The 13,299-nt window shown below is 56.1% G+C and carries 16 protein-coding genes; 8 read left to right on the forward strand and 8 right to left on the reverse strand.

What is annotated here, in order from left to right; translation table 11 throughout:
- Positions 1 to 77 precede the first annotated feature (77 nt).
- From BLS30_RS06745 to BLS30_RS06755, 3 genes are all read left to right on the forward strand, one after another.
- Positions 78 to 482 (forward strand): hypothetical protein, encoded by a 405-nt coding sequence (locus BLS30_RS06745; protein WP_090227631.1) that lies wholly within the window; start codon positions 78 to 80, stop codon positions 480 to 482.
- A 127-nt stretch (positions 483 to 609) separates the two neighbouring features.
- The gene (locus tag BLS30_RS06750; RefSeq protein WP_090227633.1) at positions 610 to 975 is read left to right on the forward strand and encodes a hypothetical protein; all 366 of its coding nucleotides are present in this window, start codon (positions 610 to 612) and stop codon (positions 973 to 975) included.
- A gap of 238 nt (positions 976 to 1,213) precedes the next feature.
- Positions 1,214 to 1,744: a bactofilin family protein gene (locus BLS30_RS06755; RefSeq protein ID WP_170832424.1), complete on the forward strand. Its 531-nt coding sequence runs from the start codon at positions 1,214 to 1,216 to the stop codon at positions 1,742 to 1,744.
- Between the two features lie 44 nt (positions 1,745 to 1,788).
- Here the strand turns inward: BLS30_RS06755 and BLS30_RS06760 are convergent, their stop codons facing one another.
- Positions 1,789 to 2,118, reverse strand: coding sequence for a hypothetical protein (locus BLS30_RS06760; protein ID WP_244466787.1), 330 nt, complete (start codon positions 2,116 to 2,118; stop codon positions 1,789 to 1,791).
- 469 nt (positions 2,119 to 2,587) lie between these two features.
- Here BLS30_RS06760 and BLS30_RS06765 point away from each other — a divergent pair, with 469 nt between their 5' ends.
- Complete coding sequence (locus tag BLS30_RS06765) at positions 2,588 to 3,154, forward strand: septal ring lytic transglycosylase RlpA family protein (protein WP_046475718.1); 567 nt, start codon at positions 2,588 to 2,590, stop codon at positions 3,152 to 3,154.
- A 286-nt stretch (positions 3,155 to 3,440) separates the two neighbouring features.
- Positions 3,441 to 4,217 (forward strand): helix-turn-helix domain-containing protein, encoded by a 777-nt coding sequence (locus tag BLS30_RS06770; RefSeq protein WP_046475715.1) that lies wholly within the window; start codon positions 3,441 to 3,443, stop codon positions 4,215 to 4,217.
- A gap of 14 nt (positions 4,218 to 4,231) precedes the next feature.
- Here BLS30_RS06770 and BLS30_RS06775 read toward each other — a convergent pair whose 3' ends face one another.
- Positions 4,232 to 5,320 carry a patatin-like phospholipase family protein gene (locus BLS30_RS06775; RefSeq protein WP_244512384.1) on the reverse strand — a complete coding sequence of 363 codons (1,089 nt, stop codon included), beginning with the start codon at positions 5,318 to 5,320 and terminating at the stop codon, positions 4,232 to 4,234.
- 319 nt (positions 5,321 to 5,639) lie between these two features.
- Between BLS30_RS06775 and BLS30_RS06780 the strand changes: the two genes are divergently transcribed.
- A complete protein-coding gene (locus tag BLS30_RS06780; protein WP_090227638.1) occupies positions 5,640 to 6,491 on the forward strand; it encodes a protein phosphatase 2C domain-containing protein in 852 nt (283 codons plus the stop codon).
- A gap of 29 nt (positions 6,492 to 6,520) precedes the next feature.
- Here BLS30_RS06780 and BLS30_RS06785 read toward each other — a convergent pair whose 3' ends face one another.
- The 5 genes from BLS30_RS06785 to BLS30_RS06805 form a co-directional block, all read right to left on the reverse strand.
- Entirely contained in the window at positions 6,521 to 6,985 is a 465-nt protein-coding gene (locus BLS30_RS06785) for a DUF302 domain-containing protein (RefSeq protein WP_076605364.1), read from the reverse strand.
- Between the two features lie 51 nt (positions 6,986 to 7,036).
- Positions 7,037 to 8,230 carry an alkaline phosphatase D family protein gene (locus tag BLS30_RS06790; RefSeq protein WP_090227641.1) on the reverse strand — a complete coding sequence of 398 codons (1,194 nt, stop codon included), beginning with the start codon at positions 8,228 to 8,230 and terminating at the stop codon, positions 7,037 to 7,039.
- A 166-nt stretch (positions 8,231 to 8,396) separates the two neighbouring features.
- Complete coding sequence (locus BLS30_RS06795; RefSeq protein ID WP_046475703.1) at positions 8,397 to 8,579, reverse strand: hypothetical protein; 183 nt, start codon at positions 8,577 to 8,579, stop codon at positions 8,397 to 8,399.
- Positions 8,576 to 9,841, reverse strand: coding sequence for an MFS transporter (locus tag BLS30_RS06800; RefSeq protein ID WP_046475699.1), 1,266 nt, complete (start codon positions 9,839 to 9,841; stop codon positions 8,576 to 8,578). The genes BLS30_RS06795 and BLS30_RS06800 overlap by 4 nt, the downstream gene beginning before the upstream one ends.
- Positions 9,838 to 10,791: a metallophosphoesterase family protein gene (locus BLS30_RS06805; protein ID WP_090227645.1), complete on the reverse strand. Its 954-nt coding sequence runs from the start codon at positions 10,789 to 10,791 to the stop codon at positions 9,838 to 9,840. The genes BLS30_RS06800 and BLS30_RS06805 overlap by 4 nt, the downstream gene beginning before the upstream one ends.
- A 63-nt stretch (positions 10,792 to 10,854) precedes the next feature.
- Between BLS30_RS06805 and BLS30_RS06810 the strand changes: the two genes are divergently transcribed.
- Positions 10,855 to 11,316 (forward strand): NUDIX domain-containing protein, encoded by a 462-nt coding sequence (locus BLS30_RS06810; protein ID WP_244466786.1) that lies wholly within the window; start codon positions 10,855 to 10,857, stop codon positions 11,314 to 11,316.
- A gap of 75 nt (positions 11,317 to 11,391) precedes the next feature.
- On the forward strand, positions 11,392 to 11,910 hold the full coding sequence (locus tag BLS30_RS06815; protein WP_170832425.1) for a GNAT family N-acetyltransferase: 519 nt from the start codon (positions 11,392 to 11,394) through the stop codon (positions 11,908 to 11,910).
- Between the two features lie 39 nt (positions 11,911 to 11,949).
- Here BLS30_RS06815 and BLS30_RS06820 read toward each other — a convergent pair whose 3' ends face one another.
- A complete protein-coding gene (locus tag BLS30_RS06820) occupies positions 11,950 to 13,242 on the reverse strand; it encodes an adenylosuccinate synthase (RefSeq protein WP_046475688.1) in 1,293 nt (430 codons plus the stop codon).
- Positions 13,243 to 13,299 lie beyond the last annotated feature (57 nt).

The following is a 13,299-nucleotide window of genomic DNA, read 5'->3' on the forward strand; positions in this document are numbered from 1 at the left end:
TCATAGATCTCGCGACGTGGCGAAGGCCAAACGTATCCACGCGCCCCCGCAAATGCTTCTGGACTGGGGTTTGATTAATGTCTCACGCTACATTTCTGAAGGGCTTTATCTCTACTGCCGCCTTCGGAGCGGCGCTGGCATTGGTCCTGTACCTACTCAATACGCGATGGTTTGGCTTTTACGGGCCCGCCACAACGACTCTGGCAATAATCATTCCGCTGATATGGATACTGACGGCCCGCTACCACAGCCTAGGTCTGCGGCGGTGGCCGCTATGGGTCTTTGCTGCCGCCGTCGCAATCCCTGCCATTGTACAGATAGCATACTGGACTGTTTTCTTTTCAAACAAAGACGCCGCAATCCTCCTCGCAATCGGGCGCACCATGATCCTTGAGAAAACGGAAGCGTTTCTAATCTGGCCCGCATTGGCAATCGCAGCCTTTGGCATTTGGCTGGTGTCGCGTGCCCTCGTACACGACTGATATTTCAAACCCTTAGCTATCCCCGCCGCGCAGACCAGCCAAACAATTTCAGCCATGGAACCGCTAGGGCTCAACACGGGTTGTCGTTACACAGTCTACGCTGTGGGATGGGCAAAGGAGAGATGTTATGTCCGCATTGATCCCGGGTAGCCGCGTGTTGGGAGGCATCGCCGCTTTAATAATGTTAGGCCTTGCCTCAACTTCCGTCAGCGCGCTCCCTCTCAATCCAGCGGTCTCGTCGACCAAGAGTACAGCTGAGAATGATAGCCTTCTACTGAAGGTCGGCCGGCGTTATTACTATGGCGACGGAGATTACTACGCCTATCGACCGTATCGCTATTATCGGTATCGTCCCTACAGGCGGTATGGGTACGTATACAGCGCCACGCCCTATTACTATGACGACGATTACTACTATCGCCCCTATGTGAGGCGACGCTATCGGGGCGGTCTTTATATTCGGGCTCCCTTCGTGGACCTCTACATTCCCTGAGGGTCGAGCTCAGTGACGTATTTCAGACGCGCGAGCCACAAAAGTTCGCGCGTAACCTCCATGTCGCCCCAAAATCAGCACGAAAACCTCAAATTGTAGGCCACGGTCATCATAGCGCCGAAAAGACGTGATGCTGCTCGACAGGTATCACGCTCACAGGCATGCTGCCGTGATTCGATGGGAAGAGTCCGTGTCGAGGGTTATCCCTCCTGGACTTAGGGTAATATGGAGGTTGAACGTGTTTGGTCGTAGCGCGAATCAAGATCAGAAGCCCCATGAACAGCCGCTACCTTCAACGTCACACGCAACCCCACCTCAACCGCCCAGTCCCCCGGCTTTTCCATTACCTTCTCAACAACAACAGCCTGCTGGAAACCAACAATCGCCGACATCCACGTCGATCATTGGTGACGATCTCGCTATCGTCGGCCAGAAGATCACAATTGTTTCCCAGAGCCGCGTGCACATCAACGGCAACATCCAAGGCGACATTAATGGCAAGGAAGTCGTCGTGGGCCGTAGTGGTAAGGTCACCGGGGTCGTGACCGCACATTCTGTCTCAGTGGAGGGTGAAGTCGACGGTGCCATTCGCGGCAGCAGCGTTACACTCACCTCAACGGCGCGGGTCGAGGGCGACATCCATCACCGTACGCTATCGATCGCCGAAGGCGCACATTTCGATGGCCGAGTGCGCCGTCCAAAAGACGACGCGGAACTCAGCCCGAACTTGGACGTCGCTTCGCTCACTGCTGCTTCAACCAGCAACTAAAAAACAACGATCGAGCCAACACACATCCAAATCAGCCGCGGCAACTAGAGGCCGCGGCCGCGTAACTGTGGCAAAACCGTCTGGCAAGCCATATCAACGCGTATGTCCTGGCCGATAAGCCGGCAGACCTCTTTCTTCACGTTCGGGTTCTTACGAATAGCGTCTGCCGAAACCCGCATTCCATATTCCGCCGCCACCTCAGCGACCCGCTGATCTTCGCAGTACGGCGTTGAGATCCAATTCCCGCCAACCAGTTGGCTGCCGTTACGGCATTCGATACGCGCGTCAGCTGTCGCGCCGAAGCACGTTATTCCCACCAGGCCCAACGCAAACACCAGCATTGGGGTCCTAATTCGTTTTTGCCATGGTTTCATAACTTTCGCCTCCATCTGACGGTGAGCCGACAGAAATTCAGAGCGGAGCTCTGTGCACGTCCAATTGCAAATTCAGCCACTCGGAAAGGTTAAAGTTGCTGCGGCACTGCGGCGTGCAGTCGCGGCTACATCCAAAGTTAAAATTTAAAACGCTGTCTTTTCAAAGATATGCACCCATCAGTTAAATTTAATGGGATTATTTCAGCGTTGACGGCCACATTTCGCGGTGGTCACGTTCGCCCCGTCAGAACAGGTACACATGTTTACAGGTGGGTACGCTCTAATAAGGGCCACGGCAGCAAAGAGTTCTGACGAGTAGCTAAGGGTACATGTGAGGTCATCACTCCGCACCTGCACTGAGGGTACTTTCTAAATTGCTTGATCCTTGGTTTTGGCAACCGGGCCGATCCCCGGTTGGGGGAGATTTTGTGCGCCTGAGCTCTGCCGTGTTTGAGAAAAGGAACGTAACATGCGCAAGCTGATTACAGGGCTGTTCGTCGCTGCTATGTCTTTCGGGGTTGTGGAAGCTCAAGCCTCACAGCAAACCTGGAAATGCGTCGGCGCTTCTTACGTCTGCGGTGGGGCTTCTAAGTCGAAGCTCGGAACGAGCGCCCCCAAGCAGCCGTCCGCAAGCTACAGCACGAAAAAGAAGACCAAAAAGTACAGTGCTAAGAGCTCCGGTAAGAAGACCTATTCCAAGGCAGCCAAGAAATCAGGTTCGTCTAAAACCGCCTATCGCAGCACCGGTCACAAGGCATCCGGCAAGGCGTCCTATTACTGGCAGCCGCAGCGCGTCGCATCCGGTGGCTGGTTTAACCCCAACGCCATGACCGCTGCTCACAAAACGCTGCCCTTCGGTACGCGTGTACGTGTGACCAACCATCACAATGGTCGCTCCGTCGTCGTGAAGATCAATGATCGTGGTCCCTACGTGAAGGGCCGCATCATCGACCTGTCCAAAGCCGCTGCTCACTCGATCGGCATGCAGAACGCAGGCGTTGTACCGGTCAGCATCGAGGTTCTCGGCAAGAGCTGAGCCTAAACAATAAAAAAATCACGAAGACTCTGGGGCGGTGGAACGACGAGTTCCCCGCCTTTTCTTATGAACTTTGCGCCGGACGTAGCATCGTTTCACGCCCATCACATTGACGGCACATAAATCGCTCATCGTGCTGACAATCGAACTCACGATTAAAAATTGCGAGATATTCCGTGCTTGGCGTTTGCCAAGGGCCCGCAAGTAACGGTATTTTCCCGCAAGAAGACAATTCCATTCCGGCTTTTCGCCGGCACCGATCTTGCGCCTCCAGCCCGGCACGTTAATGAGCGATATTCCTCGGCCTTCCCATCGCGACACGGCAATTGCCATACTTCGCACAGCAATGGTCGAGAAGAAGCTGACACAGTCCGAACTCGCTGACGCTGCCGACTGTCATGAAAAAACGGTCCAGAACCTGCTCGCGGGCCGCTCAGTCAGGGACCAGACTCTCTTTGACGTCTGCATGGTGCTGGGCCTTGAGTACGCTGACATAAAAGCCGCTTGGACCGGCTCTGTAGTCTCCGGTCCCATGGAACTTCGTGGTGACGGTGGGCTCGCAGCTCCCGTTTACATGGGCGCTTACACACGGGCAGCGGTCGACCACTACATCGGGTCTTACCTCACTATCCGTCCGGCGTTTTCCAAGCCCGATCTCATTATCGCCTACCGGACACAGATCGTTTGGGACCCAGACTGGCCCAGCCTCTTGTTCGAAGAATTCGATCGGCCGGATGTGAACTTCCAGCATCGGGGAAGGATCTACGTCCCCGCATCCTCGATGTTCATTCATCTCGTGTCATTGACCAAAGGCGCGATGCGTATGGTGATGGTCTCGCAGCTCGATCAAACCGACTATATGCGCGGCATCATCTCCACGCTGAACCGGCAGGGCGCCATGCTCGTGCCCGTTGCGTCACCGATCGTCTATGTGAAAACGGAAACGATAAGCCCTGATCAGCTTGGTGAGATTACATCGGCATCAAAGCACTACGCCAAGTACGCGGAAATTCTGGCCGAGACGGTTCATCAAGGCTACGCCCGTCTCGTCGCCGGCCCCTAAGCGATTGCTGGAACTCAGCCGGCGATCCGATCCCGGGGCTGAGCCTCTCCGGCTTCGCCGCCCTGCGTAGCCGCTTCATCACGGGCATCAAGAAAACGCGCCTTGAGGTCGACAGTCGATTTTACGCCGACATCCGCACGATGCCGGTCTAGCCATTTACTGGCTTCCAGCCTGCCGGCCCGCTGCAAATACATAAAGGTTTCCCAATCCGGTTTGATCTTGGACTCCGGGCTAAGAGAGCTTGTGTAGCGGCCAGCCTCGATGTGGTGGAACCGATGCTTGACCAAACGCGCAAGCCGGCCGCGAAGCCCGAAACGTCCAAAGTGGCCAACCGCCTCACGCGCTGTCTCGATAATCTCGACATCGCGGATCAACGGCGCATTAAACGTCAGCCTGTTGGCATGATCCGCAATTTCTCGCACGCCCGTTGGCAACCCTGATTTCGCCGTAGGATTGAGCTGAACGATCAACGTATCGTTCACAGGGCTCTCACCGGCTAACGTTACGATATCGGGGTTGGCTGAAAAGCCGCCATCCCAATATGCTTTGCCATCGATCTCAACGGCATGATGGATCGTAGGCAAGCATGCTGAAGCCAGCACACTTTCGATTGTGAGTTCGTGATTGCGAAACAAACGCGCACGCCCCGTCGCAATCTCAGTCGCTGCAATCAACAATTGGATGGGTGATCCATCTCGCAAGGCATCGAAGTCGATCGCATCGGTCAGAATCCGGCGCAACGGATCGAAGCCCAACGGATTAAAGTCATAGGGTGACCACAAACTGGCAACCTGCGTGAGTGCAGGTGAACGGCTGAGACTGTAGAGAAATGGATTCATCCGCAGGAGATCAGGTACCCCTGATTTGTAAACGGACTCCCAAACTTCATGCAGTTTAGCGCGTGCCGCCACGCGACCGCCGTTGACCAATCCGCCTGCGAGAGCAACCGCATTCACTGCTCCGGCACTGGTCGCGCTAACCCAACCAATCTCGATATTTTCTTCTTCGAGAAGCCGGTCCAGCACGCCCCACGTAAAAGCACCGTGGGCTCCCCCACCCTGCAAAGCCAGATTAATGGTCAACTGATTTTTAAAAATGCGCACGATTGCGGAGCACCCCCTTCATAAGGCCTTCAACGGCAATGACTAGTGAAGACTACGGACGAACAATAATGCCCATCCAGACCCAGACATGGACGCAGATCGGCCCGTGAGGGCTTGCCCTTAGTGAACTGAAATACGGTTTCCAACCGCCACGCGTCTCTCACCATAGATCAAGAATGGCGCACTGTGCGATCAACTCCACTGCGACACACTAGGTCTTCACAATCACGTTGCCGAGAGACCATAGCTATCAAGATCTGCGCTAGGCATATCCACGCACTATTCCGCCGAACAAAGGCAAATCCTGCTGGAGTGACAAATGGTCTTCGAAGTCATCGACAGTATCTCCCTCGCGTCAGGTGAGGCGAACGAGGATCGCTACGGACATTGCGGCGGACTAATGGCATGGGTCATCGATGGCGCCACTGACGTCATAGAAACACCACTGATCGGCAGTGGGACCGACGCCGCTTGGTTTGCGGAAGCAGTTCATCGCACTATCTCAACCGCCGCACTAATGCCGCCGGAGCACCTCGACGACTTTCCGGCGCGGATATGCGAAACCGTCGCTGCAGCATTCGATCGCGCAATCACGCGCCAACCTGCCGGCCGGCATGAATATCCGTCTGCGACAACAATGATCATTCGCGCCAATGGTGATCGCGTCGACTATGTCGCGGTTGGTGACTGCGCGTTGATCGCACAAGCCGATGGGAACACGCACACCGTCGGGCTAGGAGGCGCGGAGGCCGGTGATCGGTCGACGGCAAAAGTCGTTGTTAGCCTTCAAGAGCAGAATGCAACTGCCTCACACGACGAGGTGAAAGCGCTCATATGGCCGAAGATTCGAAAACGCCGCGCAAAAATCAATTTGCCGGACGGATACGGTGCTCTGTCCATAACACCACCGCCGCCGAAGTTTGTCGCAACCGGTAGCCTCGATGTCACGCCAGGTGATCATATCTTGATTGCAAGCGATGGCCTCACGCGCTTGAGCGAACTTTACCAACGTTACAAGCCAAACGAATTGATCGACGCCGCCATCACACGTGGCCTAGAGGCGATCGTAAGAGAACTACGCGAAATCGAAATTGCGGATGCGTCTTGCAAAAGCCATCCACGTGTCAAAGCAACGGACGACGCCACCGGAATACTCCTGAAGATCATTTGATCTCGGCGCAATCAAAAATAAGATAACTTTTATTCCGCAGCTTCTTTGATGATTGACTCCAGAAGTTTGTCGACATTCTCCAGCGCTTTGCTGGAAGCTTCCCCTTTCCCTGCTCCCGGTCGGCGATACCCGACATGAACGACACCGGGTTCGGCGGCCGTTTCGTAGACAAACACAATGAACGGGCAAAAGCCGACGTTGGTAGGATCCGCCTCCATCATCTCCCGCGACAGCTTCGCCGAGCAGAATAAAAAGAATTTGGAACCGGTATAAATCGTCTTTGTCGAACCGACATCTCCACCGGTTCGCTCAAGCATTTTGTTCACCTCGCCGCTGTAGTCGATCGTCAATCCCTGATTGATGATCGCACTCTCGACATAAGCGGCAACATCAGCGAACGACTCCTGCGTTGAAACGCTGTTGAACTCTGACGCGCGTACAGCCTGAGGCAGAAAAAACGTTGCCATGAGAATGAGGTGAAACAGCCGTTTCATTTTCTTGTTCTCCGCATTGTCCTGCCCTCGCAACAACCGGCCCGCGGGCACTCACTGTTCGATACCGAGATCCGCAAATTTAAATCGTAGAGACTCCAACGTCTCACCGTTGACACCTTTAATTGTCAGCGCCACCTGCGCGCGCTCCCAGTCAATATCAACGAGACCAAAATTCGCCTCGCTGAATAACGCCGTAAGCAGCTCATCGGTTCTCCCGTCGCGTGACGGCCCATAGGGCCGGTTAAGCGAACTCGCTGTAAGTTCGGGCACGACCTGGCTGCCATTCACTGTCGTATAATAAATCGCCGACGCATGCCGGTCTCCCGAAAGCAGGATCGTACCCCTGGCGCCGACATCTCCCAAGAGCTGCAAAAGACGTGCGCGTTCCTTCGCCAGATTGCCCCAGCGTTCAAAGCCATGACCTTCCGACAAAACCTGTATCGATGAGATCAGGAGACGTATCTTGGCTGGCTTCTTGAGTTCTGCCTCGAGCCAGTGCCATTGCGCTTCTCCCAGCATCGTCTGGTCCGGGTCGAAGGACGGTTCATAACGCCCCCAGAACGGGAATAGGTCGCCTTTGACCTTGAGAGCACTCCGAAAGGAACGCGTGTCGAGCATGATAATCTGCACGCGCGCATCATCGGGCCCAAAATATCGCGAATAATAAATCCCACCTGCAGGCTGAGGCGGTGCCATTTTCCAGAAATCGAGAAAGAGCTCAGTCGATAGCTCCCGATGCTGGAAATCCGCGCCTCCGTCATTAAGACCGTAATCGTGATCATCCCATGTGGCGAGAAACGGCAACGCGGCACGCGCTGTTGCGAATTCGGGTTGAACGGCCTGCATGCGGTAGGCCTCGATCAGCTCATCCCCACCTGAGCTTTTGATATCCCCATAAACATTGTCGCCGAGCATGAGAAAAAGCTCTGGCCTTTGCTTGAGCCCAAGAACACCTTCCCAAATGGGCTGCGGGTGCAATTGGCTGAGACACGATCCAACCCCGATGCGAGTGAGCCGAGTTTGAGCATCCAATTCGAGCCAGGGCGTTTGCGGCGCAACAGATGTTTCTCGTACAGCTTCGGGAAAATCGGCTTGAGAAGCGGAAACTTCGGGCGTCCGCACCTCGATCTCCGCCGGCATCGATGCTGAGCGCGTTGCCGTATCGCCGTCTGAAACGGCCGAGACAATTAGCAGGACCCCGACAACAAGCATCACCAACGGAATGCCAACAGCAAACCAAATCATATGCGAGGAACGAGACTTAGCTACTTGCAGTGTATTTCCCGAATTCGGAGAGGAGTGTGGAGAAGAGGTGTCGGGATCGTCACGCACAAATCGGTCCTCAACTCAGGTCATGCAGCGCCACTCGCGGTTCTAAAATCGCGAGGCGATATCGCAACAAAGTAGGTGCTCAACCGCAAATCAGTGTGACAAGGGCGGAGAGATCCGCCAGCAGAGCGTCCCCACGCACCGCTATGAGATAAAGGCCCCCGGCGATCACCAGTCCGACGACAGCGAAGACCACGCGCCGAACCCACGATGGCATAGCGAGATCGCCGGAAGTCACGATCCGATCGTCAGCATGGTTGTTCATGGCTCTGCCACTCCACGTAGGGGCGATGCACCCGCTGTCGCCATCTGCGGATTCAACCGCGCCACTGGCCGCTCTACGATAGGCCAGTGAACGATCGCAGCAAATAGCCCAAGCGCGATCGAGATCCACCACATCGCATCATAGGACTGGAAGCGATCATAAATCGCGCCGCCAAGCCACACACCCAGAAACGATCCGATCTGATGCGAAAAAAAGACAACGCCGTAAAGCATGGTCAACCATTTCGCCCCGAAAAACGTTGCGATCAGCCCACTGGTTAGCGGAATGGTCGACAACCATAGGACGCCGAGGAGACCACTGAGAATGATAATCGTCGGCCCATTCATAGGCAGATACAGGAAGCCGAAGAAGATGAAGACGCGGCAAATGTAAATGAGGCTGAGCCCGTAGCGCTTTGGCAGTCTGCGGCCCCATTGACCTGCGAGATAGGTCCCCAAAAGGTTACCCACACCGACAGCCGTCAGCCCCCACACACCGATCTCAGGACCCAGCCCCTGATCCGCAACGAACGGCGGCAAATGCGTTGCGTAAAAGATGACGTGAAATCCGCAAACAAAAAATCCGAGATTGAGGAGCCAGAAACTCGGCAGCCGCATCGCTTCCCGGAAAGCCTCGCCTGCCGATTGAGCCGAACTCTGCGTCGCCTCGTAAGTCGCACCTCCGCACAGCGGCCATACGAGCAACAGAATAATCATCGCTGTGCCCGCAAGCACGATGAGGCTTGTCTGCCAGCCCAGCGCCTCCATCAGCAGATGAGAATACGGCAACGCCAGAAGCAGCCCGATGCCTGCACCAATGCCAACCGTCGCGATTGCAGCCGTCCGCTCTTCCGGCGGAGCTGCCCGGCCGACGGCTCCAACGGTCGCGTTGATGCCCGCTCCGGCGACCCCAAGCCCCAAGGCAACGCCAGACCAGATCAGATCCATTTCTGTCTTGGCCCAACACATCAGCAGCATGCCAACCGCCGTCGACACCGCACCGAACACAATGACGCGCCCCGCACCATACTTGTCAGATATGATCCCGAGAAATGGGGCGGCCATGCCCCATACGAGATTAGCCAGCGCAATCGCCAGCGCGAAAGCTTCGCGGCCCAAAGACAACGCCTCGGAAACCGGAACGACATAAAGTCCCATAACCTGCCTGAGACCCATACCAATCGCGGCAATACTTGCCGCAGACAGAACGAGCAGCCAAAGCGGGCGCGCGTGAAATGGTTTACGCGCCTCAAGGACGGTCATTTTGATGCTCCGGTTTCAATTTGGTGCGGCGAGAGTTCAGTCCGTTCGAGTTCGACGATTGGGCCGTTGTTTTTCTTGAGCCCCCGGCCGACAAGATCAATCCGGTCTACGTCCTCTCGGCGCGTAAACCTCAGCAAATTATATCGCGCAAGCACGCCAACGTCCTTTGCAATCGCATAGGAACCCGACGCAATTCCTATAACGGGTATTTTCCCACGTTTACCATCCGCATAAGTCCGCATATTGCGGTGATTATGCCCATGCAAAACGAGCTCGGCGCCATGCTGTTCTAATACCTCTCGAAACTCGTGTGCATCAACGAGTGCACGCCTCGGCGAAGCCTGCCCAGGCAACGGTGGATGGTGTATCAAAACAACACGGACGAGACCGTCTGCACGTAATTTATCGAGAATTCGTCCAAGCGCCGAGCGCTGCTTTTGGCCAACACGACCCGCCGCTACGAACACCGGAGTGGGAATTGCCGAATTGACCCCAACCAACGCGACATGACCAATTCGCCGCACATAAGGAAAGCCACTGTCACCCACTGAAAAAGCGGCACCGTAGCTGTCCGGCGACATGTAGTCGGCCCAACGCTGCACCCCCTCGTCACGGCGCATCGGCACATAGATGTCGTGGTTTCCGGGAATGACACTGACAGCGTCGGGTGAGCCCAGATTTTCTAGCCAGAGACGCGCAGCGGCCAGTTCTTGCGGCAACCCAACGTTCACGAGATCTCCGGTCACGGCGATATGATCCGGCGTCTGCGCCTTCATATCGGCAACGATATCTGCGACGATATCGGCCCGGCACACCCGTTTGCGCGAGCGATGCCAATTGATATAGCCAAGTGCGCGCTTCACATTCCAATGACGCGGTCCGAATCCCGCAATGGGCGAAAGGTGGACATCTGAGATGTGCGCGATCGTTACAGTGTTTTCTCGTACCACCAGCCTGCTCCAGACGGCCCAAATTCATTGCCAGCGAACGGATCTACGTAAAAGGATTAGCCCGTGCCAATATCCTGGATTTTGAAACGCGCGCGCCAATCTTACTGGCGCATGACCCGCCCCCTCACCATCGGTGCTCAAGGGTGTGTCATAGCACCGGACCGCCGAATTCTTTTGATCCGCCATACCTACAGGCCGGGTTGGCACTTTCCGGGAGGCGGCGTTGAAAAGAACGAGACCATCGAGACGGCACTAGCCCGAGAACTGAAAGAGGAAGCCGGCATTCAAATGACGGGGCGCCCCCAACTCTTCGGCATATATGCGAATTTTCGCTACTTTCCCAGTGATCACATTGCACTCTTCGTAGTTCGGGAATGGCAGCAACCCGTCGCCCCGAAGCCAAATTTTGAGATCGCCGAACACGGCTTTTTCCCGATAGACGCCCTGCCAGAACAAATCCACGCCTCAACACGCGCCAGAATTGACGAAATCAAAGGATCTGTATCCGTGGCAGAACTCTGGTAGACAATCCACCTCTACCCACCCGCCAATCGAGCGAAAGAAGCGACAAGAAAAAACCACCCTGAGGACCACACGCTCGTGAATAACCAGCTTAAAGTTGAAGCAGCTCCCGTCATCACCCGACCGGCAGAGCTTTCTGATTTGCCGGAAATTTCGCGCTTACACGCACGCGCATTCGGCCCCGGACGGTTTGCCCGTACGGCTTATCGCGTCCGCGAAGGCCGCACGCCGGTTTCTCCCTATTGTCGTGTTGCCGTTGCAAACGGAGCCATCATCGCGGCCCTCCGTTTCACGGAGATCTCGATTGGCGGAACCACGAGAGCACTACTTCTCGGCCCACTCGCCGTTGATCCGGCTTTTGCCAATAGGGGCTATGGGCGTCAGTTGATCGCTGAAGGCTTAGATTTGGCCCGTGCGAACGACATAGCCCTCGTCATCCTTGTCGGCGATGAGCCCTATTACGCGCGGTTCGGGTTTAAGCCGCTTCCGCCAGGAAGCATCACATTCCCGGGCCCCGTCAATCCGGCACGCATCCTCGGCCTGGAACTTCAAACCGGCGCAGCAGCCAGTTTCCACGGGTTGATCCAAGCCGCCTAAGCTGAAGAACAGCGGCTGGGATCACCGGATCGTCTAACCTCAATCCTCGAACGGATCACGCATGAGGATCGTGTCGTCGCGTTCTGGCGAAGTCGAGAGTAACGTCACGGGGCACTCAATGAGTTCCTCGATATGACGCACGTACTTGACGGCCTGCGCCGGCAAATCCGCCCACGTTCGTGCACCACGTGTGGAAGCTGACCAACCTTCGAACGTTTCCCAAATAGGACGCACGCGCGCTTGCGAGTTTTGTCCTGCCGGCAGACGTTCGATGCGCTCACCGTCGATCTCGTAACCGACGCAAACCCTAACCTCGTCAAAGCCATCGAGAACATCGAGCTTCGTCAACGCGATGCCATCGATCCCACCGACCTTGATCGCTTGTCGCGCGAGCACGGCATCGAACCAGCCACAACGACGTGCCCGTCCCGTGACGGTGCCAAACTCGTGGCCCCGCTCACCCAACGTCCGACCAATCTCATCCGTAAGTTCGGATGGAAATGGTCCAGAACCCACACGCGTCGTGTAGGCCTTGGCAATGCCGAGAACGTATCCAAGATTACGAGGACCAATGCCCGATCCCGTCGCCGCCTGCGCCGCCACCGTGTTCGAAGAGGTGACGAACGGATACGTGCCGTGATCGATATCAAGCAGAGTGCCCTGAGCACCCTCGAACAGAATGCGCTTACCTGCGCGGCGAGCGCTATCCAACAACTCCCACGTGACGTCCATGAAGGGCAGGATCTTCGTCCGCACTTCAGAGAGCTCCGCCATTAGCGCGTCTGCGCCCACCTCAGGCTTGCCCAGCCCGCGCCGCAAAGCATTGTGGTGAACGAGAATGCGTTCAACCTTTGGACCGAGGGTGTCGAGGTTTTTCAAATCGTTGATGCGGATGGCACGGCGGCCAACCTTGTCTTCGTACGCAGGTCCAATCCCGCGTCCGGTCGTGCCGATCCGACCGCCTCCCGCAGCTTCCTCGCGCATTTGGTCCAGCTCTCGGTGAAGCGGAAGGATGAGGGTCGCATTCTCTGCAACGCGCAGGTTATCTGCCGAAACGTTCACACCCTGCGCCCGCAGCCGTTCGATTTCGTCGCACAGCGCCCACGGATCGATCACCACGCCGTTGCCGATGATCCCCATCTTTCCTCCGCGCACGACGCTGGAAGGCAACAGCGACAGCTTGTACGTCTGCCCGCCGATAACCAGAGTATGGCCGGCGTTATGACCTCCCTGAAATCGAACGACGATGTCGGCGCGTTCCGACAGCCAATCAACAATTTTGCCCTTACCTTCGTCACCCCATTGGGCGCCAACAACCACGACGTTCGACATCTCGACCCTTCGTAAAAACACCGAAAGCCCCGGCACATGCCGGGGCTTTGAGATACT

The organism is Filomicrobium insigne (genome assembly GCF_900104305.1).
GTDB lineage: Bacteria > Pseudomonadota > Alphaproteobacteria > Rhizobiales > Hyphomicrobiaceae > Filomicrobium > Filomicrobium insigne.